The sequence below is a fragment of the Fortiea contorta PCC 7126 genome (genome assembly GCF_000332295.1).
Lineage (GTDB): Bacteria > Cyanobacteriota > Cyanobacteriia > Cyanobacteriales > Nostocaceae > Fortiea > Fortiea contorta.
Map to the genome: position 1 here is coordinate 3725045 of NZ_KB235930.1, position 22098 is coordinate 3747142.

The 22098-nt window shown below is 46.6% G+C and carries 17 protein-coding genes; 5 read left to right on the forward strand and 12 right to left on the reverse strand.

Annotation, left to right across the window (positions count from 1 at the left end):
- Positions 1 to 12 precede the first annotated feature (12 nt).
- The 10 genes from MIC7126_RS0117160 to MIC7126_RS0117205 all read right to left on the reverse strand — a co-directional run bounded on the left by MIC7126_RS0117160 (position 13) and on the right by MIC7126_RS0117205 (position 8648).
- The gene (locus MIC7126_RS0117160) at positions 13 to 960 is read right to left on the reverse strand and encodes a F0F1 ATP synthase subunit gamma (protein ID WP_017654395.1); all 948 of its coding nucleotides are present in this window, start codon (positions 958 to 960) and stop codon (positions 13 to 15) included.
- Positions 961 to 1049: 89 nt separating this feature from the next.
- Entirely contained in the window at positions 1050 to 2567 is a 1518-nt protein-coding gene (gene atpA, locus MIC7126_RS0117165; protein WP_017654396.1) for a F0F1 ATP synthase subunit alpha, read from the reverse strand.
- 228 nt (positions 2568 to 2795) lie between these two features.
- Positions 2796 to 3350 carry an ATP synthase F1 subunit delta gene (gene atpH, locus MIC7126_RS0117170; RefSeq protein WP_017654397.1) on the reverse strand — a complete coding sequence of 185 codons (555 nt, stop codon included), beginning with the start codon at positions 3348 to 3350 and terminating at the stop codon, positions 2796 to 2798.
- Positions 3347 to 3919, reverse strand: coding sequence for a F0F1 ATP synthase subunit B (locus MIC7126_RS0117175; RefSeq protein ID WP_017654398.1), 573 nt, complete (start codon positions 3917 to 3919; stop codon positions 3347 to 3349). The genes atpH and MIC7126_RS0117175 overlap by 4 nt, the downstream gene beginning before the upstream one ends.
- Before the next feature lie 161 nt (positions 3920 to 4080).
- Positions 4081 to 4512: a F0F1 ATP synthase subunit B' gene (locus tag MIC7126_RS0117180; RefSeq protein WP_017654399.1), complete on the reverse strand. Its 432-nt coding sequence runs from the start codon at positions 4510 to 4512 to the stop codon at positions 4081 to 4083.
- Between the two features lie 257 nt (positions 4513 to 4769).
- Positions 4770 to 5018, reverse strand: a complete 249-nt coding sequence (gene atpE, locus MIC7126_RS0117185) for an ATP synthase F0 subunit C (RefSeq protein WP_017654400.1) — start codon at positions 5016 to 5018, stop codon at positions 4770 to 4772.
- A gap of 148 nt (positions 5019 to 5166) precedes the next feature.
- Positions 5167 to 5928, reverse strand: a complete 762-nt coding sequence (gene atpB / locus MIC7126_RS0117190; RefSeq protein WP_017654401.1) for a F0F1 ATP synthase subunit A — start codon at positions 5926 to 5928, stop codon at positions 5167 to 5169.
- Positions 5929 to 5988: 60 nt separating this feature from the next.
- Entirely contained in the window at positions 5989 to 6429 is a 441-nt protein-coding gene (locus MIC7126_RS0117195; protein WP_017654402.1) for an ATP synthase subunit I, read from the reverse strand.
- 519 nt (positions 6430 to 6948) lie between these two features.
- Positions 6949 to 7620, reverse strand: coding sequence for a PEP-CTERM sorting domain-containing protein (locus MIC7126_RS0117200; protein ID WP_017654403.1), 672 nt, complete (start codon positions 7618 to 7620; stop codon positions 6949 to 6951).
- A 497-nt stretch (positions 7621 to 8117) separates the two neighbouring features.
- Positions 8118 to 8648 carry a hypothetical protein gene (locus MIC7126_RS0117205; RefSeq protein WP_017654404.1) on the reverse strand — a complete coding sequence of 177 codons (531 nt, stop codon included), beginning with the start codon at positions 8646 to 8648 and terminating at the stop codon, positions 8118 to 8120.
- A 385-nt stretch (positions 8649 to 9033) separates the two neighbouring features.
- On the opposite strand from MIC7126_RS0117205, the gene MIC7126_RS0117210 reads away from it, so the two are divergent.
- From MIC7126_RS0117210 to MIC7126_RS32280, 5 genes are all read left to right on the forward strand, one after another.
- A complete protein-coding gene (locus tag MIC7126_RS0117210) occupies positions 9034 to 12315 on the forward strand; it encodes a phycobilisome rod-core linker polypeptide (RefSeq protein ID WP_017654405.1) in 3282 nt (1093 codons plus the stop codon).
- A 368-nt stretch (positions 12316 to 12683) separates the two neighbouring features.
- Positions 12684 to 13169 (forward strand): allophycocyanin subunit alpha, encoded by a 486-nt coding sequence (gene apcA, locus MIC7126_RS0117215; protein ID WP_017654406.1) that lies wholly within the window; start codon positions 12684 to 12686, stop codon positions 13167 to 13169.
- A 66-nt stretch (positions 13170 to 13235) separates the two neighbouring features.
- Positions 13236 to 13724: an allophycocyanin subunit beta gene (apcB, locus tag MIC7126_RS0117220; protein ID WP_017654407.1), complete on the forward strand. Its 489-nt coding sequence runs from the start codon at positions 13236 to 13238 to the stop codon at positions 13722 to 13724.
- Positions 13725 to 13951: 227 nt separating this feature from the next.
- Entirely contained in the window at positions 13952 to 14158 is a 207-nt protein-coding gene (locus MIC7126_RS0117225; protein ID WP_017654408.1) for a phycobilisome linker polypeptide, read from the forward strand.
- Positions 14159 to 14470: 312 nt separating this feature from the next.
- Entirely contained in the window at positions 14471 to 14596 is a 126-nt protein-coding gene (locus tag MIC7126_RS32280; protein WP_274517491.1) for a hypothetical protein, read from the forward strand.
- Here the strand turns inward: MIC7126_RS32280 and MIC7126_RS32010 are convergent.
- Both MIC7126_RS32010 and MIC7126_RS28660 read right to left on the reverse strand, forming a co-directional pair.
- Positions 14588 to 17650, reverse strand: a complete 3063-nt coding sequence (locus MIC7126_RS32010) for a response regulator (protein WP_238553648.1) — start codon at positions 17648 to 17650, stop codon at positions 14588 to 14590. The genes MIC7126_RS32280 and MIC7126_RS32010 overlap by 9 nt on opposite strands.
- Before the next feature lie 90 nt (positions 17651 to 17740).
- A complete protein-coding gene (locus MIC7126_RS28660; RefSeq protein ID WP_017654411.1) occupies positions 17741 to 21868 on the reverse strand; it encodes an ATP-binding protein in 4128 nt (1375 codons plus the stop codon).
- Positions 21869 to 22098 lie beyond the last annotated feature (230 nt).

The following is a 22098-nucleotide window of genomic DNA, read 5'->3' on the forward strand; positions in this document are numbered from 1 at the left end:
TTAACTAATTCCTTAAGTTAAAGCTTCTGCTCCACCTACAACCTCTAGCAGTTCTTGAGTAATAGCGGCTTGTCGCGCTTTGTTGTAGGACAATGACAGGGTTTTAATCAACTCACCGGCGTTGTCGCTGGCGTTGTTCATGGCTGTCATCCGCGCTGCTAGTTCGCTAGCGGCTGATTCTTGTAGTGCCCGGAGTAGCTGATTACTCAGATACAACGGTAGCAAGGAATCAAGAATTTGCACGGGGTCTTGCTCGAAAATCATGTCACGAGGTAAAGCACGAGGTGCGGTCGTCACTTTCTCCCGTTCGACTTGAAATTGACCGCCACGGGTTGTCAAGCGGAAAATTTCGTCATCTCCTGCTTCCAATCCTTGCGGATCGAGGGGAAGCAGGGTTTGGACTACAGGACGAGAACTAACTAAAGAGACAAATTTGGTGTATATTAACTCAATCTTGTCTACACTTGCTGACAAAAACAAAGATAGTAGTTGGTCGGCAATTTGGTTAGCTTCTGCTGCGGTAGGAATTTGTTCTAAACCGCTGTAGGTAGCATCAATTGGCTGGTTGCGGCGTTGAAAATACTGGATAGCTTTGCGTCCTACCAGTACAAATTCATAATTGATGCCTTCTGCTTGCAATTCTTTGGCGCGATTTTCTGCACGACGGATGACGTTACTGTTGTAACCGCCGCATAAACCGCGATCGCCTGAAATTACTAACAGCCCCACTGTTTTCACTTCGCGTTTTTTCAGTAGGGGTAAATCTGCATCTTCAAACCGCAACCGGGTTTGTAAACCGTATAGTACTTGAGCCAAGCGGTCAGCAAAGGGGCGGGTAGCGATTACTTGCTCTTGGGCGCGACGCACCCTAGCAGCAGCCACCAGCCGCATGGCTTCTGTGATTTTTTTGGTGTTTTTGACCGACTGAATGCGATCGCGTATTGCTTTGAGATTGGGCATAATTTTATCCTTTGTCCTTAGTCATTTGTCCTTTGTCATTAGTCATTAGTCGTTTCTAAATGACCAATGACTAATAACTAATGACTAAATTACGCAGCTTGGAATACTTTTTTATACTCAGTCAATGCTGTCTTCAAGGCAGCTTCTTCTGATTCACCCAATGCTTTTGAGGTTTGCACTGCTTGTGCATACTGAGTATTTCCTGTCTTTAAATACTCACGTAACCCTCTAGTGAAGGTAGTAACTTTTTCTACAGGGATATCATCTAAGTAACCGTTGATACCAGCGTAGAGAATTGCCACTTGTTCGTATACGGAGAGGGGGTCATTTTGGGGCTGCTTCAAAAGTTCCCGTAACCGTTGACCCCGTGCTAGTTGGTCTTGGGTAGCTTTATCCAAGTCGGAAGCGAATTGAGCGAAGGCTTGGAGATCGTCAAATTGTGCTAGTTCCAATTTGATCTTACCAGCCACTTTTTTCATCGCCTTGGTTTGAGCCGCAGAACCCACACGGGATACGGAGATACCAGGGTTTACAGCGGGACGGATACCAGCGTTGAACAAGTCAGAAGAGAGGAATATCTGACCGTCGGTGATGGAAATGACGTTGGTGGGGATGTATGCAGAAACGTCACCAGCTTGAGTTTCGATGATTGGTAAGGCGGTCATGCTACCTTTACCCAGTTCGTCACTCAATTTAGCGGCTCTTTCTAACAAGCGGGAGTGGATGTAGAATACGTCTCCGGGGTAAGCTTCCCGTCCTGGTGGACGACGCAACAGCAAGGACATTTGGCGATAAGCTTGGGCTTGCTTGGAGAGGTCATCGTAAATTACCAGGGTAGCTTTGCCTTTATACATGAAGTATTCAGCAATTGTGGCGCCTGTGTAAGGAGCGAGGAATTGTAGGGTGGCTGGGTCACTGGCGTTAGCGGCGACGACGACAGTGTAATCGAGAGCGCCTTTTTCTTGCAATGTCTGCACTACGTTAGCCACGGTGGAGGCTTTTTGACCAATGGCGACGTAGACACAAATTACATCTTCTGATTTTTGGTTGATGATGGTGTCAATAGCGATCGCTGTTTTACCAGTTTGACGGTCGCCAATGATCAATTCCCGCTGACCGCGACCGATGGGAATCATCGAGTCGATAGCGGTGATACCCGTTTGCATGGGTTCATGTACGGAACGACGTGCAATAATACCGGGTGCGGGGGATTCAATCAACCGAGATTCTGTGGCTTTAATTTCTCCCTTACCATCTATCGCTCTACCCAGAGCGTCTACGACTCTTCCAATCAAGGCTTCTCCTACACCAATCTGGGCAATTTTACCAGTGGCTGTAACAGAACTACCTTCTTGAATATTTAGCCCTTGACCCATGAGTACGGCGCCCACGTTGTCTTCTTCTAGGTTTTGGGCGATACCAACTGTCCCATCTTCAAACTGCAATAGCTCACCAGCCATTGCTTTTTCCAGTCCATAAATCCGGGCGATACCGTCACCCACTTGTAACACTGTACCAACATTGGCAACTTTGACTTCTTGGTCGTATTGCTCGATTTGCTGTTGGATGATACTGCTGATTTCGTCAGGTCTGATAGAAATGCTCATGTGTCTATGTTTGTGTGCTTTCGAGAAGGATTCAGGGAATTAGGGTCTAGGGTTGCGAATAAAGTTTTGAAGTAGTAAGCATGGAAGATGAAAAAATTACTACATACCAAGTGCTTAATGGGCGAAACAGCCAAAGAATTTTCTTGTTTTTTTTCTTTCAGCCTAATCGCAGAATCGGTGAGTTTATTTCATACTTCATACTTCACACTTCATCCTTTATTTGTCTTTCTAGCTGCTAGTGAGACGCAGGGCTAGGCGACGTAACTGACCTCGCAAGCTGGCGTCAATTACTTGAGAACCGACTTTAATGATCACGCCACCAATCAAGTCGCTGTCTATCTTGGCTTCTAGTTCTACCTGACGAGCACCGGTGATGGCGATCACTTTTTGAGTGATTGCTTGCTGTTGAGCTTCTGTGAGGGTAACGGCTGAAGTGACTTCCGCTAACACAGTTTGATTCAACTGCCGTAACAAGGCCAGATACTGTTGTAAAATCGGTTCCAAGAACATGATGCGTCTTTTATCTACCAAGACCAGCAAAAAATTGCGTAGGTATTGGTTGGCACCTTCACCGAGGATCTGTTTAATTAGGGCTTTTTTGTTCTCGCTCTGAATAAACGGATTGTCGATAAAGTTCCGTAATTCTGGTTGAGTTGAGAGCAGACTCAGCAAAACCCGCGCATCTTCCCCAAACTCTTCTGTCAAGTTTTTTGACTGGGCGATGGACAATAGGGCCTGTGCATAAGGCTGGGCGACTTCGACTGTTGCTACCTTACTTGTCATGCTTGGCCTCCCAGTTGTGCGATGCTGCGCTCAATTAAACTTTGCTGGGTATTTTCAGCTATCCCACCTTTGAGTTCCGATTCGACTTTCTGCAACGCTTGAGCAACTACCCGCTGACGGAGTTGAGCTATGACTCGTTCTGTTTCGGTGTTTAAGTCTGCTGCTGCTGTTTGTCTTAAGCGTTCTACGTCTTGTGCTGCTTTCGCTAACAAAGCTTCTTTGACTTTTTGGGCATTTTCTTCAGCAGATTTGCGGATGCGTTGGGCCTCAGCTTGAGACTGAGTTAACTGCTCTTGTGCTTGGGAGAGGGCGATCTTTGCCTCTTTTAAGCGCCCTTCTGCTTCCTGAATGGCGGTGGCAATATTGGATTGTCGCTCGTTCAGGATATTGGTTAAAACTTTACGTCCGAAGTAGAATAATATGCCTACGAGAATCGCTAGGTTAATGAGATTGGTTTCTAAAATGTCTATGTTTAGACCGAAACCGCCTTCGGCTGCGCCTTCTGCCAACTCAGAGTGAACAGCGTGCGCTTCTGTGGCAAGTAATAAGATTGTGCCCATGATACCCATTTACAAGTGCGCTGCTCGCTTGCTAATACAATGTATTTTCCCTTCTGGGAAATCAATCGCCTTTCCCCGAAGGGAAAAAGTGCCGTTTTTTGACACTTAATTAAGCGCTCTGAGATCAGTGCCCAGTTGCGTGTATGTTTTTTGGAACCTGTGTTGTTAGATTACCTAACTGCACTTGTTCCCAATAGTTTTTCTAGAATCTGTCTACTGAGAGCATCAACTCGCTGCTCTAAGGTTTGCAAAGCTTCCTGCTTTTGTTTTTCTATTTCTTTAGCAGCTTCTTCTCGCTGGAATTGGGCTTCTTTTTGAGCCTCGGCGATTTTTTCGGCTGTAATTTTCTTGGCTTCAACCTGAGCTGCTTCTAGAGTTGCTTGCGATTGTCGGCGAGCTTCTGCTAGTTGCTGCTCATATTCTTTGGCTAGGCGTTCTGCTTTTGCCAAGCTTTCCTTTGCTTCCAGGGTATTTGTGCGGATGTAACTATCGCGCTCGTCCAGTACCTTGGTCAATGGCTTGTAGAAAATTACATTCAACAAAGCTGCCAATAGCAGGAACTGCAATGCCATTAAGGGCAAGGTAGCATTGAAATCAAACATTTCTCTCCTTTGTGGCTGGAGTAGCAGTTTTCATGGCTAGCAACATTTTTCAACTTTTGATATTTTATTGACTTATGGTCAACAAATCTCAAATGAGGACTGAAGTATGAAGTATAAAACTACTTCCATAAACTTCAGACTTATGCAAGTCAGATGGCGTCTGCATCTGTCAATGCATGAAATTTTTTGACTGTAGAGGCGTGATGGTTCACGTCTCCACATTCGCCAAAATTTTCCGGCGCCAAAATTTTCAGGTCTTAGGATGCGAAGGGGTTAGCAAATAGCAACACCAAGGCGATAACTAGACCGTAGATTGTCAGAGATTCCATGAAAGCCAAGGTTAATAGCAGAGTACCCCGAATTTTTCCTTCTGCTTCGGGTTGACGGGCGATACCTTCTACTGCTTGACCTGCAGCATTTCCTTGACCAATACCAGGACCAATTGCAGCTAAACCGATTGCTAGAGCAGCAGCCAGAACTGAAGCAGCAGAAACTAATGGATCCATGTTGATTTTCCTTGCTTTGAATACAGAACTACAAAAATACGTTAACGACTAGAAACGTGTTTTTCACGCTGCACCGAGTTCTTTGAATCGCGCTTGGCGAGATTTTGAGCATATATGCTCGTCGGAACTGTGCTATCAACTGAGAAGCTTAATGCTCCTCATGCTCTTCTCCACCGTGTCCCTCTAGTGCCTCATGAATATATGCCCCAGCTAGGGTAGCAAAAACCAGAGCTTGAATGGCACTGGTAAATAAGCCTAACGCCATGACTGGTAGAGGTATAAATAGAGGAACCAGCAGTACCAGCACCGCTACTACCAACTCGTCCGCTAATATATTGCCAAATAAACGGAAGCTGAGGGAGAGGGGCTTGGTGAAATCTTCAAGAATGGCGATGGGCAATAGAACCGGTGTTGGCTCGATATACTTTTTGAAGTAACCCAAACCTTTTTTGCTAAAACCTGCGTAAAAGTACGCTAAGGAGGTTAGCAGTGCTAATGCCACAGTCGTATTGATGTCATTTGTTGGGGCTGCTAATTCACCTGATGGTAGCTTGATCAGCTTCCAGGGAATGAGGGCGCCTGACCAGTTCGATACGAAAATGAACAAGAACAATGTGCCGATGAATGGCACCCAAGGGCGGTACTCTTTCTCACCAAGTTGGTTTTTTGCCAGATCCCGAATAAATTCTAGGGCATATTCCATTAAATTTTGGATGCCGCTGGGAATTCTTTGGGCGTTGCGTGTAGCAGCTATGGACGCTATTACGAGCAAGCCGATGACAAACCATGAGGTGAGAAAAACTTGCCCATGAATTTTCAGATTACCCAACTGCCAGTAGAGGTGATGACCTACTTCTAATTCGGCGAGGGGAAAAGAATTAAAGGCGTTTAGGACACTAAGCATTTGCATTCTTCAAGCATTTTCCCCAACGAGCGAGGATGGGATGATTGTCTTTGTGAGCCTGAGTGTTTAAGAATCAGGAAGGAACGCAGTTTGCACCATGTAGACGAGAAGCGTGGCTTTGTAAGTTAGAAATCCCAAAAATATGGGTACAATCTGTAATTCACGCCATTGAGTTGCTAATACAATCAACCCAATAAATAGAGCAAAACGAGTTTTGCTCAGTTGCCTTTTCTCACCACCGAGTTGCTCAACATCTTTGGCCAGCATTCTTAAGTAAACCACACCTGTACACGCTCCAATCAAATAATTGAGAGCAATGTTGAGAGAATAAAAAATCCACACACAGATGAAAATAATTCCCGTCAAAACAAGTGTGATTACTAACAACTTCTGGTAAAGTTGATGGAACTCTTGCATGGATTTGCCTGATTCTGCGTCTCCAGAATCAGTTTTAGCATCTTGTTGTGTTGTCGGGGTTGGTGCAGTTGATTCTTCTGACAAGCTCACGGGACTTGAAACCAGTACAGTTAAGGATAATGACTGCACATTCAGTCAGCTGAATCATATCACGATGCGGTAACAATACTTTAGAAAAAAACAATTAACTTGTTGTCGTTGCCTAGTTATGGTGATGAAGAGGTGTATTGCGCTACAGTTTCCTGGGCAACAAGTTTTTTTCACGCAGATAGAATGATGGATGCTGTAACCCTGTGGTGTGCGGTGTCAAGGCTGGTAAAGATGACCTGATCTGTGTTGTAGCTTGTCAGCAGACAACATCGTTATGCAGCGATGTTTTGAGGCTTTACATCATCTACCTTAACTTAAATTTACGAATCTGTCTTATGGACGGCATCCCCAAGTGACATATGGGAAATTTGGCTGCGAGGAGATAGCGATCGCCCGTTTTCTGTTAACTTTATGAAAATAAAGCTTTGATTCAGTCATAAAAATTTAAAAAACTCGATGGCGATCGCCTAAAGTCAAGAACAAATAGCGTCGCCATTGGGGTATTCTCGATAGTAGAGGTTAATTGTCGGCTTTTTTGGCAGCTGCTTGTTTGCGCTTCATCCAGGCGCCGAAGCCAATAGCCGCTGCTGTGGCGCTCATTGTCATGGGTTCGGGAACAGGCGTCACTGGCCCTAGAGTTTGACCCTCAAAGAATGTAACGAATGTATCCTCACCGTTATCGTTTACTTCCATCAAATCAAACACACCATCTAATGTAACGAATATATCCTCACCGTTATCGTTTACTTCCATCAAATCAAACACACCATCTGTGGAAAGTGTACTGACGCGTGCGACCCCCCAATCAATCAAACCCAGTGTAGTAGAAGTACTGAATATGGAAAAAAGAAATCTACCAGTAGATAGTTCACCCGGATCACCGTATACATCTGCTCCTATAGTTTCAAGGATTACTTCGCTGTCTGATTGAAACAACACGGCTAATCTGTCTGGTCTGTTAGTTGTTACATCATATACACCAGACAATCCAAATAAACCGAACAGCGAACCTACACCTATTTGTTCTTTATCATCAGCGTTAGCAGAGTCGTATCTCAGAGCATAATCGAATTGATTGCCTGATTGACTCAGGAATTCAATACTTGCTGCTTCTGCCGATTTAGCGCCAATAGCACCTAGGGAAAGGGCGACGCTAGCAGCCATGATGCCAAGTTTTGTGGTCAATTTCATGGAAATAATTGTGACAAATCTAAGTTAATTTCAGTATTAACTCTTAGAAAGAGTGAGATTAAATGTATCATTTATTGAATATTGTTCGATTGTATAAAAATCTACTTCATGAAAAATTAGATTTTTTTGGCTTTATGCAAAAATCGTATAAAAAATGACTAATTTTTCCGGATTTGTCTCAGCATTGCCGTAATTTTGAACAAAAGCAGGTCGTATTATGATTGTGAATAGACGAAATTCTATATCTAGAATAAGTAATTTTTAGATACTTGAAAATTTAGCAAAAAATGCTGAAAAACTTGCGTCTTTCTGATTACGTTAAATCTACTATAAGCTTTAGTTCGTAGTCAGGACTTTAGTCCTGGAAGTAGCGCTGGAGTTATAACGCACCGTCTTGACCTCATTGGCGGTGCGTTGCGCTTTGCGACAACGCACCCTACCAAATTCAAGCTTTTAATTCACATTAGGCGTGAGCGATCATTCAAACTGAATGATTTTTAAATATCACATTGATTGGTTTGGCAAAATTTGGCGTTCTTGATAGCGCCTTGTAAATCATTAAGTTTAATTATTTGTAGATTAGTTCCACCCTCGACTTCAGCAGCAATATAACCGTACTTTTGCCCTTGATAAAACTGATCTCGACCAACAGTTGTCAACAGTTTAGATTTTTGAAAGTCATTGCTAATATTCGCAGTGTAAATATCTTGAACTAATTTGACGGCTTTAGCATTTTTCTTGGTGAATTTGATGCTGGAGTCACCACTAACAGTGATTCCTTCTTTGGTTACAGTGCCGTTCTGGGAAGGTACGGCTACGTAGAAATACAGATTTTTCTTAGTGCCATTATAGCCACGAGCTTCGCTGCTATACACCAAAGCAGGTAGTTGGGGTTTTGTTTTTGCCCAAGTTAAGACAGTTTTGATACTTTGTCCTGGTAGGGCGTGGGCGGGTGCGATCGCTAAACTCAGGGCGAGGGCGGAAATAGCAGCAGAGTATATCAAGTTAAATTTGTTACTTTCGAGCATTTGAGTTTTCAGTGAATGAATTTTGAAGCCAACATTAACCCAACTAGCACCCTGATTTCCTCAATTGTGGAGGCATGAGGAAACGATAACCCACACTCTACACCCAGCATCCTGTTTTGTGATTGATGGATACAAAACTTAGACTAAATCTCAGAAAAGCTGAGGTAATGAGTTTCGCAAATGAGCAGATCCTGGCTGGAGGTTATACATAATTCTTAATAAATCACCAGCGTTACCGCAAAACGTTCTAATCTAAAAGCTGACTGGGTTAATTTACTGGCAGTTTTGAAGACGGTACTGTTAAAGCATGACTACATTGATGTGTCAAGCCTCAAAGCAACCCAGACTTAACACATAAAATTATGATGGGAGTTTTACAAATCCGATGAGTGTTAAGGCAAGTGGTGGAAGCTCAGTTGCGCGTCCGCAACTATATCAAACCCTAGCTGTAGCGACAATTTCTCAAGCGGAACAGCAAGACCGTTTCTTGGGAAATGGCGAATTGAATGAACTAGCAAGCTATTTTGCATCTGGAGCAAAGCGTCTAGAAATTGCCCAGACCCTCACGGAAAATTCCGAGATTATCGTATCTCGGGCTGCTAACAGAATTTTTGTTGGTGGTTCACCAATGGCTTTCTTGGAAAAACCCAGAGAGCCAGAATTGGTAGCGGCGGTTACTACTGGCGCAAATGTCACAGAAGGCATGAAGCTAGGAACTGTCACTTATGTTGAAAGTCGTGGCGGATTTCTAGAAAATTTGCGCTCCATTTTTAACACCTCAAGCAGCGGCCCGGTACCCCCTGGCTTCAGACCAATCAACATTGCTCGTTACGGCCCAAGTAACACAGCTAAGAGCCTGCGGGATTTATCCTGGTTCTTGCGTTATGCTACTTATGCGATCGTGGCTGGCGACCCCAATATTATCGCTGTGAATACTAGGGGTTTGCGGGAAATTATTGAAAGTGCTTGTTCTACAGAAGCGACATTGGTGGCTTTACAAGAAATTAAAGCAGCGTCACTTTCATTTTTCCGCAAGGATGCCGTGGCGACGGAGATTGTTTCTCAATACATGGATGTGTTGTTGACTGAATTTCAGACACCAACGCCTTCTCAGAAACTGCGTCAACGTCCTTCCAGTGACCAGCAAGGTTTAAAACTACCTCAAATTTACTTCAACGCAGCCGAAAGACGTCCCAAGTTTGTGATGAAACCTGGGTTGTCAACTACCGAAAAAGGTGAAGTAATTAAAGCAGCTTATCGGCAAATTTTTGAGCGCGATATCTCTCGTGCTTATAGCTTGTCGATTTCTGATCTCGAATCAAAGGTTAAAAATGGCGACATCTCTGTGAAAGAGTTTGTTCGTCGTCTAGCAAAATCTCCTCTTTACCAAAAACAGTTTTACCAGCCTTTTATTAACAGCCGAGTCATCGAACTAGCTTTCCGTCATATTTTGGGACGGGGGCCTAGTAGCCGAGAAGAAGTACAAAAATACTTCGCCATTATTTCTAAGGGTGGTTTGTCGGCTTTGGTCGATGCTTTAGTAGATTCTGCCGAATACAGCGACTATTTTGGTGAAGAGACAGTACCTTACCTCCGGGGTTTGGGTCAAGAAGCTCAAGAATGTCGCAACTGGGGGCCGCAGCAAGACCTGTTTAACTTCAGTGCGCCTTTCCGCAAGATCCCTCAGTTTATCACGACCTTTGCAGCTTACGATCGCCCACTACCCGACCAGCATCCCTATGGTTCTGGTAATGATCCGCTGGAAATTCAGTTTGGGGCTATTTTCCCGAAAGAAACTCGCAACCCCAGCACCAGCCCAGCGCCATTTGCCAAGGATACCAAGCGGATTCTGATTCACCAAGGGCCGGGGATTAATAACCAAAATAGCAATCCTCAAGCCCGGGGCGCAGCTCCTGGAACTCTTGGGCCCAAGGTGTTCAAGTTAGACCAAGTTCCTCGCACCGTCGGGAAAAAGGTCGGTAAGGGTGCAAGTGTGAAGTTCTCGGAAACCACCACACAAGCAGTCATCAGAGCGATTTACCTCCAAGTTTTCGGTCGTGATGTCTACGAAGGTCAGCGTCAGAAAGTATTAGAAATCAAGCTGGAAAACGGCGAGATTTCCGTGAGGGAATTTGTCCGTGCTCTGGCCAAGTCGGATTTATTCCGCAGCATGTACTGGACGCCGCTGTATGTTTGTAAAGCGATTGAATACACACACCGTCGCTTGTTGGGTCGTCCTACCTACGGTCGTCAAGAAAATAACAAGTATTTTGATATCGCTTCCAAAAAGGGCTTTTATGCTGTAGTGGATGCGATTATCGAGTCTGTGGAATACACAGAAGCTTTTGGCGAAGATACAGTTCCTTACGAACGTTATCTGACTCCGGGTGGTGAAGCATTGCGCCGCTTGCGTGTTGGTAGTATTCGGGAAGATATCACCCCCAGAATCCAGAAGGAAGAAGCACCAAGGTTTGTGGCTTTGGGTGCTGTCACCGAAAACCGCACAGAGCCTGATATCCAGTTCCGCATCAATCAAGGTGTGAACAAACAACGGGAACGGGTTAAAGTGTTCAAGTTGGTGGCGAACCTCAGCGACAAAGTAGCTCTCAAAACTTTGATCAGTGCTGCTTATCGCCAAATATTCGAGCGCGATATCGCCCCCTACATCACCACAAACGAATTCAGTGCATTAGAGAGCAAATTGGGCAACGGTGAAATTACCGTAAAAGAATTTATTGAAGGTTTAGGTTACTCTAACCTGTACCTAAAAGAGTTCTACACGCCTTATCCTAATACCAAGGTGATTGAACTGGGAACCAAGCACTTCCTAGGACGCGCCCCATTAGACCAAGCCGAAATCCGCAAATATAACCAAATTTTGGCTACTAAAGGAATTCGTGCCTTTATTGGTGCCTTGGTAAGCAGTGCAGAGTATCGTGAGGTATTTGGTGAGGATACAGTACCTTACCGCCGCTTCCCAACTCTACCAGCAGCGAACTTCCCCAACACCGAAAAGCTGTATAACCAGCTGACCAAGCAAAATGATGATGTGGTAGTACCTAGCTTTAAGACGGTACAAACCCGGATTGATTCAGCCCAAACACCGCTGATAGCAAAGGCGATCGCAGATTTAACTACAGCTAATGGTGCGGATAAAACCAACCCATTATTTGTGGAACTAGCTCGCTCTAGCGCTTATGCAGTAGAGGGTGTAGATACACACCGCCGCCAACCAGCCCGGATTTACCGCTTGATGGACGGCTCAACTGTATCGGAAAGACAAGTAGTCATTGATGCTGCGTACTGTCAAGTATTAGATTTATTTGGCTCTCAAGTACCTGATGATTACCGTCGCCCTGAGTTGGATCGTCAACTGCAAAACGGAGAAATTTCCGTGAGGGAATTTGTCCGCGAACTGGCTAGCTCAGAAATCTATCACCAACGCTTCTGTCAGCCTTATCCCCATACCAAGGTAGTGGAATATCTATTCCGTCATCTGTTGGGACGTACACCCGCAGATCAAGGCGAAATTCGCCAGTATGAGATGCTGCTGGTGGATAGTGGTTGGAAAGCCGCTGTGAAAGCGATCGTTGATAGCCCAGAGTATGCTCGCTACTTTGGTGAAGATGTAGTGCCTTATCAGCGCTCCTCATCATTCCGGGGCTAGGGGCTAGGGGCTAGGGGTGAGGGAAAATATTTCTCTCATCCCCTACCCTCTACCTTATTCCCCAACCTTCCGCAAAGGTACTTTCAGATTGCCAAAATCACGTAAATCTGAAAATAAATATTACAAAACATTAAGAGCAGTCATAAATGCTCAACAGAATGCCGGAGAATATTCAGCGGAAGGGAGATGAGTTTACAAGCATCTGTAGTCTTAATTAACTCCAGTTTTGGATACAGCATTAGTCATAGCAGTTTGTCAACTGTTTTGTCTAAAGTGAAACAAAAGAGGTAAAGATCAGCTACTGAATTTAAACTCACACCGACTTCATTAAAATCCTGGTTTCATTCGTATTTTGGAGGAATCCATTCATGAGTATCGTCACGAAGTCCATCGTGAATGCTGATGCAGAAGCTCGCTACCTCAGCCCTGGCGAACTAGATCGGATCAAGAGCTTTGTTAGCACCGGCGAACGCCGTCTGCGGATTGCTCAAGTTTTAACAGACAACCGTGAGCGCCTTGTTAAACAAGCTGGTGAACAACTGTTCCAAAAGCGCCCTGATGTAGTTTCTCCCGGTGGAAACGCTTACGGTCAAGAATTGACCGCTACCTGCTTGCGTGACTTGGATTACTACCTCCGCTTAGTCACCTACGGAGTTGTTGCTGGTGACGTCACCCCCATCGAAGAAATCGGTATCGTGGGTGTACGCGAAATGTACAAATCCTTAGGGACCCCCATCGAAGGCGTTGCAGAAGGCGTTCGTGGATTGAAGAGCGTTGCTGCTTCCCTATTGTCTGCTGAAGACGCAGCAGAAGCTGGCTCTTACTTCGACTACGTAGTTGGCGCCTTACTGTAGGGTGAAGCTGTTTCCCTACTGAACCAGAAGCATTGTAATACGGTTGGAAATAAGGAATTAACAACAATGGCTCAAGACGCAATTACCGCTGTAATTAACGCCGCAGACGTTCAAGGTAAATATCTTGATAATGCTGCTATCGAAAAACTCAAAGGTTATTTCTCCAGTGGCGACCTCCGTGTACGCGCTGCTGGTACCATCAGTGCTAACGCTGCTGTGATCGTTAAAGAAGCTGTAGCAAAATCTTTGCTATATTCTGACATCACCCGTCCCGGTGGTAACATGTACACCACCCGTCGCTATGCTGCTTGCATCCGCGATTTGGACTACTACCTCCGTTATGCTACCTATGCTATGTTGGCTGGCGACGCTTCCATTTTGGATGAGCGCGTGCTAAATGGCTTGAAAGAAACCTACAATTCCTTGGGTGTGCCCGTCGGTGCTACCGTACAAGCTATCCAAGCAATCAAAGAAGTAACCGCTGGTCTAGTCGGTTCTGAAGCTGGCAAAGAAATCGGTGTTTACTTAGACTATATCTCCTCTGGCTTGAGCTAAAAGCTAGGAAAGCACTTAAAATTTTAGGTGCGGCTTGATTAAGGTCTGGAAATCAATCGTGAGTGCTAGGACGTTTTATTGCTTATCTGCAATTAGATACATTGATGAGTGTTAGCGGTCTAGTATTGATGCTTGATTTCCAGCCTTGGAGAGATTAACTTTTAAAGATTTGCACTCAAGATTTTGAAATAAGAAGTTTTCATCATCACTACAGGAGCTCCGACATCATGGCCCGGTTGTTTAAAATTACGGCTTGCGTTCCCAGCCAAACCCGGATTCGTACCCAACGCGAACTACAAAACACTTTCTTCACTAAATTAGTTCCTTATGAAAACTGGTTCCGTGAACAGCAACGCATTCAAAAAGCGGGCGGTAAAATTATCAAAGTAGAATTAGCAACTGGTAAGCAAGGCGCTAACGCTGGGTTGCAATAATTTCTATAAATAGAAGATTATTTTAGGGAGTTAAAGAGAGGTCTAGCTAGGCCTCTTTTTTGTTTTGGGTGTTGAGGTTGTCAAAATATAGCAGGGAACTCTTAACAGGGAGCAGGGAGTAGGGAACTCTTAACTCTTAACAGGGTTGAAAGTCGCTTCGTGTAAGTGTTTTATCTTTAATTCCTGTCCTAATACCAATTCCATATGAAGATGCACATAATAATACCCCCCTGTAGTCCCCCCTTGGCAAGGGGGGACGGCGTAGCCGGGGGGTAAATCTATGCCGCTTCACAAAGAAACGGTATAACCTATGTGGCTACTGCTATATCTCCCCACCACCCCATCACCCCATCACCCCACCACCCCATCACCCCACACTCCCCATCACCCCATCACCCCACCACCTCATCACCCCACACTCCCCATTTCCTATTTTGAAAGCAGGTTGATAATTTTTTTGACTAATTCTTTTGGTTCTAATGGTTTGGCGATGTGGGTTTGAAACCCGGATGCTAGGGCTTTTTCTTGGTCGATGTCTGCAGCATAAGCGGTGAGGGCGATCGCTGGGATGGTTCCGCCTCGGTTGGGTGGGCGGGAACGAATCTGCTCAATGAGCATGTAGCCGTCTATTTCGGCCATTCCTATGTCACTGAGCAGTAAGTCGGGAATAAAAGTGTCAAACGCTTGTAGTGCTTCTGGCGCGGAGGCTACGGCTGTGACTTTGGCGCCTTGTTCTTCTAACAAAAATGTGTGAAATTTGCGGGTATCGCTGTCGTCGTCCACAACTAAAATTTGCAAATTGTTTAAGGGTTTGTCGGTGCTCTGTGTTGGGGGTTGGGCTGACTCTGGTACGGTTGCTGCTGACTGGTTCCAAATGGGAATTCGCACTGTGAAGGTGGCGCCCTGATTCTCTCCTAAGCTTTCTGCTTGGACTGTACCACCATGCATTTCTACAATTTGTCGGACGATCGCTAGTCCTAATCCCAAGCCCCCAAATTTGCGAGTTGTGGAGCCATCCTCTTGCTGGAAATATTCAAATACATAAGGCAGAAATTGCGGTTGTATGCCTTTGCCGGTATCGATTACCTGAATCTGCGCTATGCTGTCAATTTGTTTTAATTCTACTATCACTTGTCCATGAGGCGGTGTGAATTTAACTGCGTTGGCGAGCAGGTTCCACACCACTTGCTGTAAACGAGCGGCGTCCCCAGAAATAGGTGCTGTTGGTTCGAGAATTGTGTGGATCTCAATATTCTTGGCTTGGGCTGATAAACGCACTGTTTCCATAGCTGCAGAAATCACGAAAGCTAAATCAACGGGAGCAGCTGTCAAGGAAAGTTTGCCCTGGATAATCCGAGAAATGTCTAGCAAATCTTCAATTAATTGTGATTGTACTTTCACATTGCGCTCAATTGTTGCTAGTCCTTCCCGTTGGCGGTTGGCGTCGAGTCTGCCCATTTGTAGCAAGCTTGTCCAGCTTAAGATGGCGTGGAGGGGCGATCGCAATTCATGGGACAGCACCGCTAAAAACTCATCTTTGACTTTGTTGGCTCGTTGTAATTGTGCTGCGTGCTCTTGAACGGACGCCATCAGGTTGGCTCGATCCAGGGCGATCGCCATTTGCTCAGATATCAATTCCAGCCAGTCAATTTCGGCTGAGGTGAAGTGAGGACGGCTGCTGCTAGCAAAAGAGATGGTTCCTAATAACCGTTCCTGCACGATTAATGGTTGACTGATATAAGCAGTGAAACCCAAGGAATGGATGGTTTGGGCATGAGGATAAGTCGCAATTTGGGCTTGGTTGAGCACAATTTGCTGTTTTGTTTGGGCTACCCAACCGCAGAGATAGTTTCCAAATTCTACCCACTCGTAAGCCTCGGCTATTTCTGGTGTAATGCCTTGATAATTTTGCAAATGCAAGCTGGGACGGTTATCTTTTTGCTCAACGATGTAGTTGTAATAATAGTCCAACCCTAGCTGGGGTGAGAGCCTGCGAAAGATTTTGTCCATCAGCGTCATCGGTTGCTCGACCGCTAGGAGGTCGCTGGTGATTTCATACAGCAACCGCAAGCGTTCTTCTGCTTGTCGCTGGGAGGTGACATCCCGCATGATTTTGATAAATCCCTGCACCTGCTCTGTGTCATCCCGTAGGGGCATGACAAAACCACTACCCCAAAAGCGGCTGCCATCTTTGCGTACATGCCAACATTCATTTTCCGCCTGTCCTTGTTTTTGGGCTTTCTGCAACTCCCTCCCCGCTCGGTCTTTGGCGTTATCTTCCGGGGTGTAAAAAATGCGACTGTTGCGACCGATGATTTCAGCAGCAGAATACTGCAACAAGTTTTCAGCGCCCGCATTCCAACTGGTAATCACCCCGTCGGCATCAACGGTCAAAATCGCGTATTCTTTGGCACTAGCCATCATTAACTGCAAGCGAGCTTCACTTTCCCTGAGAGCCGTTTCAGTTTGTTTGCGATCGCTAATGTCATAGGACATCGCCAGCACACCATCCACCGCACCGCGATCGCTGCGTAATGGGGTGCCGTGGGAAACAAAGTGACGTCCGTGGCTGAAATGCTCTAAGGTATATGATTCGCCGTTGAGAGCTTGACGGAAGTATGGTTCATAACTGCTGGCGAGGGCGGGTTCCAAGGCTTCCCAGATGGTTTTACCGACAAAGTTTTCTGTGGTCATTCCCGCTAATTGCAGGGCTTGGCCTTCCGCTAACAGGTAGCGCAAATTACAATCCAAAATGAACAGAGCGCCACGAGGTAGGTTAGCGGCGACCACATTCAGACGGGTTTCGGCTTGTCGGCGATCGCGCTTTTCTTGAGCTGAAAGCAGTGCTCGCTGCACACAATACACCAACCGCCCTAAACGCTGCTTGAGTACGTAGTCGGTGGCTCCCTGTTTGAGAGCCTCAATCACCAATTCTTCGCCCATACTGGCAGAAACGAAAATCACAGGGGTGTCAGGGTAGAGGTTTTGAGCAATTTGCAAAGCCGAGATCCCATCAAAACCGGGCAAAGAATAGTCTGCCAAAATCAAGTCAAACTCTTCGGTTTCTAGGGCGCTAACAAAGTCAGCGCGAGTTTCCACCCGCAGCAGTTCACAATCAACACCGCCATCTGTCAGGGTGAATTGTATTACTTCTGCGTCCAGGGGACTGTCTTCGAGTAAGAGAAACCGGAGGGTTGACATATGGGGAGTGTGGGGAGGTGGGGAGGTGGGGAGGTGGGGAGTGTGGGGAGGTGGGGAGGTGGGGAGTGTGGGGAGGTGGGGAGGTGGGGAGTGTGGGGAGGTGGGGAGGTGGGGAGGTGGGGAGGTGGGGAGGTGGGGAGTGTGGGGAGGTGGGGAGGTGGGGAGGTGGGGAGGTGGGGAGTGTGGGGAGGTGGGGTATGTGGGAAGCTTTGGGTTCTGAAGTTCAAGCTTGAGGTTCAAAGGCTGACGCTTGAGGCTCAAAGGCTCAAACTTTAATCCCCGTCTCCCCATCACCCCATCACCCCATCACCCCATCCCCCCATCACCCCATCCCCCCATCCCCCCATCCCCCCATCACCCCATCCCCCCATCCCCAGCTTCTCAATACTTCGGGAGTGCGAAATAGAATGTTGCGCCTTGGTTGATGGCTCCTTCTGCCCAGATGCGCCCGCTGTGGCGATGAATGATGCGCCGGGCTGTGGCTAGACCGACGCCGGTACCAGCAAATTCTTCTTGGGAATGCAGCCGTTGAAACATACTGAATAGGCGATCGCGGTATTTCATGTCGAATCCTGCACCGTTGTCTTTGACATAAACAATCACTTCTAGCTCGTGTTCAATGCTACCGATAGTGATGGCAGCTTCAGTGTTATTGCGTGTGTATTTCACCGCGTTTGACAGCAGGTTTTGCACCACTAAGCGCAGTAGCACCGGGTCGCCTTTGACCTGTGGTAATGGTTCTATTTGCCAATGGAGCGATCGCTCTACTAGTTCCGGTTGTAATTGTTGCTGTACCTGCTGCACCAGCTCACTGATCATAACCGTTGTGGTACGCATTTCTGTCTGTCCTAGGCGCGAAAATTCCAGTAGGTCATCTACCATTTTTTCTGCCTGGAGAGCAGATTTGATGATGATGTTGAGGGTCTGCAAACTGGATGCATTGGCGGTAGAATTGAGCTGGCCTTGCAATCGTTCGGCAAAGCTGTTGATGTAGCGCAAAGGTGTTCGCAAGTCGTGGGATACTAAGGAAGAAAAGGCTTCTAGTTCTTGGTTAATAGCTTCTAGTTGGGCTGTGCGGGCTTTTACTTGTTGCTCTAAGCGTTCGTTCAGCGTCTGTATTGCCTGCATCACTTGTTCTCTGTATACAGCTTCGCGCCGCATTTGTACTAGTTTGATGTTGACATCCACTCGCGCTAACAGTTCTCGCGCTGAGAAGGGTTTAACTAGGTAGTCATCAGCCCCAGTTTCTAACCCCTCCACCCTTGATTCTTCGCCAGCGCGAGCAGAGAGCAAAATTATCGGCATGGCGCGGGTGTGTGGGTCAGATCGGAGCGATCGCAGCAACTCAAATCCGTCCATTTTGGGCATCATAATGTCACTCAACACGAGGTCAAATGATGACTGTTGAGCAGCAGCCAAAGCGGCGACGCCATCCGCAACTGTAGTCACGTCATAACGACTGCTTAAGAGTCTGTGGACGTAATCGCGCATGTCAGCATTGTCATCCACGAGCAAAATATGTGCTTTCTTGGAGTTTTGAGCTTGAACGGTCTCACTTGCAACGGGAACGGTCTCGCTTGCAACGGGAACGGTCTCACTTGCAACGAGAACGCTCTCACTGGGAACGGGAACGCTCTCACTGGAAACGAGAACGCTCTCACTGGGAACGGGAACGGTCTCATTTGCAACGAGAACGCTCTCACTTGCAACGAGAACACTCTCACTGGAAACGGGAACGCTCTCGCTTTCTTCAGGTAGCCAGCTCCATGCTTCTTCAACAAAAGCATTCGCCGTGACAGCCGTCGCTGCTTGTGTAGAAGTATCTCCTTCAATTGCATGAGCCGTGCCGATGGGGATAGTAACAGTGAAGCTTGTGCCGACTTCTACAGCACTAGTGACAGCGATCGCGCCGCCGTGGAGCTTGATCAGTTCTTGCACCAGAGATAAACCAATGCCTGAACCTTCGTAGCTGCGACCATTGGCTCCTTTGACTTGATAGAATCTCTCAAACAAGTGAGGCAGTTCTGATTCAACAATCCCCACCCCTGTGTCGCTGACGATCAATTCTACTTCGTTAGCTGTGTTGACTTTAAGGGAGATAGAAATCCTCCCCTCGAAGGTAAATTTTAAGGCATTGGAAAGGAGATTGAGGACAATTTTCTCCCACATTTCCCGGTCAATGTCAACAGGTGCGGGGAGGGGAGGACAATCAACGATTAATTGTAAATTAGCTTTCTCAATTGCCGAGCGGAAAAGACTTGCCAGTTCAGCCGTATAACTAGATAAATTGGTAGGTTGGTAGTGTGTTTTCAGGCGACCAGCTTCGATGCGGGAAAAATCCAGTAGGGTATTCACCAGTTTTAAAAGGCGGAGGCTGTTGCGGTGTACGACCTGTAATTGTTCCTGGACAATGGATGGAGGTGATTTTGCTTGCTCGTCTTCTGAGTTTAAACTCAACAACGCCTCTTCTAACAAACTGAGTATCAAGGTCAGCGGAGTGCGAAACTCGTGGGAAACGTTGCTGAAAAAAGCGGTTTTGGTGCGGTCTAACTCAGCCAAAGACTCAGCCCTTTGACGCTCTTGTTCACGGGCTGCTTGTTCTTGGATAAGTTGCATTTCCTTAGCTTGGGCTTGTCGCTGCTCAAGAACATCGGCGGCTTGGCGGGCGAGTAAATCAAGAAACCGCAGTTCGCGATCGCTCAGTCGGTGGTGTTCGCTCCAATGGGTGGAAACCATGCCGATGGCTTTACCTGAACGAGCAATCAGCGGGGTTGACTGAGCACACACCAGCCCTGCGTCCAGATGCATTCGCCTACTAACATCATCATTATCGGCATCAAGAGGTGTATCGAAATTAACAAAGACACGCTTGCCCTGGGAAAGAGCCATTCCACAAGAGGTGCTGTAACTCGCGTCAAGGCGATAGAAATGCTCGGCGAACGTACGACTACATCCCTGGGTGGCGAGCAGCACCAGTTCCTGTGTCGCTTCATCCAGAATTTGTAATGAGCCAGCAGCTGATCGCATCAGAGCGATCGCGGTTGTGACAATCTCTTGATAAAGCGTCTCAATGTCGTCTGCTCTGACGAGCCGCGTCGCCAGATTATGCAATAACTGGGTATCTTCGAGGTCGGCGGCGACGGCGGCTTCGGCGCGGGCGCGTTCGACTGCATCCCATGTGCGCTCTGCTGTTTCCCGCAGCAAGAGAATATCGTCCTCGCTCCATTTCCGGGGGCGAAAACTATGGGCACCGAGAGTAGAAACCCAGCGTCCAGCTTTAATCAGGGGAACGCCGATCGCCGCCAAAATGCCGAAGGCACTAAATGATTGCCGCTCCAATGCTGACACCTCTTCATCGTCGTTCATGTCGCAAATGAAACTCACTTCGCCAGTACGGAGTCTATCGATGATCTGACCGAAGTCTTCGCAGCGGAATCGCCCAACAAATTTGGGAGCGTCGTTGGCTACGTAATTATCAGCAATTACACACTCATCTTCCTGCTCATTAATTTCGCCATACATCACGCGGTCAAGTTGCAGACATTCACCGATAACGCGCATCGCCGCCCTTTGAATTTCAATCGGGTCGGTGAGGGGGCGCAAAGCATCGCTCAGAGCCACACGAAATTCATCAAATTTGGCAGCGCGGCGCAATTGTTCTTCTGCCAGTTTGCGATTGGTGATGTTGAAGAGTGTACGGTATTTTTCCTCCGATGCACGTAACGACTCCAGCGCTAGACGCTGCTCATGAATATCACTAGCGGCGCCAAACCACTGAATGATGTTGCCGTTGGCATCTAGCACCGGATAGGTTTGAACTAAGAACCAACGATAGTTGCCTTTGGTGTCACGGATGCGGTGTTCTTGTCTGAGGAGACAGCGCTCATTCACCGAGTTTTGAAAGTTAGCGAGGGATTGGGCGCGGTCTTCGGGATGAATCACCTCTAACCAGCCGTAACCTTGTGCTTCTTCCATCGTCTGCCCGGTATAATCTAACCAGCGCTGGTTATACCAAGCGGTGTTACCTCTGGTATCATTGCGCCACAGCATATCAGGCACTAAGTTAGCGATCGCTCGAAAATAAGCTTCTGTTTTTTGTAATACTTCCTGGGTTCGCTGTTGCTCACGGTGTACTTGTGCTGTGTGCAATGCTTGCTGTACCGCCGACACCAACCGTTCTAACCGCTGCTTGAGTACATAATCTGTCGCTCCCTGTTGGATGGCGGCGATCGCTAATTCTTCCCCCAAAATACCAGAGATGAAAATAAACGGTATGTCAGGACGTAGACGACGAGCGATCGTCAGTGCCGTTATTTCATCACTACCAGACACCGCATAATCTGCCAAAATCAGGTTGATAGCATTGTCTGCTTCCAATATTGCAAGTAAATCAGCACAAGTTTCTATCTGCAATAATACGCAGTCAATGCCACCTGCGATCAGCGTAGCTTCCACCAATTCTGCATCACGTGGATTGGCTTCAAGCAAGAGAAACTGGAGTGCTGACATAATTTTTGCCTACAGTTGTGGTAGTACTTAGGAATAAGTGCGGGCAAGCAACATTTATCCTGTTTCTACAATAAACAGCAACCGCTTGGGAAGAGAGGATATTTCAAAAATTGTTAGCAAATAAATTAGTACTTTAGTTCACAACACAAGTTAGTAGTGGGGTGACAAGGCTAAAATGTTGCAATAGATTTTTATTTTTGTAGGGTGCGTTAACGAAGTAATACCATTTC

What these genes read in the sequence shown, in the direction of transcription:
- MIC7126_RS0117160 (WP_017654395.1), bottom strand. Translation starts at nt 960, where the DNA reads ATGCCCAATCTCAAAGCAATACGCGATCGCATTCAGTCGGTCAAAAAC.
- atpA (WP_017654396.1), bottom strand. Translation starts at nt 2,567, where the DNA reads ATGAGCATTTCTATCAGACCTGACGAAATCAGCAGTATCATCCAACAG.
- atpH (WP_017654397.1), bottom strand. Translation starts at nt 3,350, where the DNA reads ATGACAAGTAAGGTAGCAACAGTCGAAGTCGCCCAGCCTTATGCACAG.
- MIC7126_RS0117175 (WP_017654398.1), bottom strand. Translation starts at nt 3,919, where the DNA reads ATGGGTATCATGGGCACAATCTTATTACTTGCCACAGAAGCGCACGCT.
- MIC7126_RS0117180 (WP_017654399.1), bottom strand. Translation starts at nt 4,512, where the DNA reads ATGTTTGATTTCAATGCTACCTTGCCCTTAATGGCATTGCAGTTCCTG.
- atpE (WP_017654400.1), bottom strand. Translation starts at nt 5,018, where the DNA reads ATGGATCCATTAGTTTCTGCTGCTTCAGTTCTGGCTGCTGCTCTAGCA.
- atpB (WP_017654401.1), bottom strand. Translation starts at nt 5,928, where the DNA reads ATGCAAATGCTTAGTGTCCTAAACGCCTTTAATTCTTTTCCCCTCGCC.
- MIC7126_RS0117200 (WP_017654403.1), bottom strand. Translation starts at nt 7,620, where the DNA reads ATGAAATTGACCACAAAACTTGGCATCATGGCTGCTAGCGTCGCCCTT.
- MIC7126_RS0117205 (WP_017654404.1), bottom strand. Translation starts at nt 8,648, where the DNA reads ATGCTCGAAAGTAACAAATTTAACTTGATATACTCTGCTGCTATTTCC.
- MIC7126_RS0117210 (WP_017654405.1), top strand. Translation starts at nt 9,034, where the DNA reads ATGAGTGTTAAGGCAAGTGGTGGAAGCTCAGTTGCGCGTCCGCAACTA.
- apcA (WP_017654406.1), top strand. Translation starts at nt 12,684, where the DNA reads ATGAGTATCGTCACGAAGTCCATCGTGAATGCTGATGCAGAAGCTCGC.
- apcB (WP_017654407.1), top strand. Translation starts at nt 13,236, where the DNA reads ATGGCTCAAGACGCAATTACCGCTGTAATTAACGCCGCAGACGTTCAA.
- MIC7126_RS0117225 (WP_017654408.1), top strand. Translation starts at nt 13,952, where the DNA reads ATGGCCCGGTTGTTTAAAATTACGGCTTGCGTTCCCAGCCAAACCCGG.
- MIC7126_RS32010 (WP_238553648.1), bottom strand. Translation starts at nt 17,650, where the DNA reads ATGGGGAGACGGGGATTAAAGTTTGAGCCTTTGAGCCTCAAGCGTCAG.
- MIC7126_RS28660 (WP_017654411.1), bottom strand. Translation starts at nt 21,868, where the DNA reads ATGTCAGCACTCCAGTTTCTCTTGCTTGAAGCCAATCCACGTGATGCA.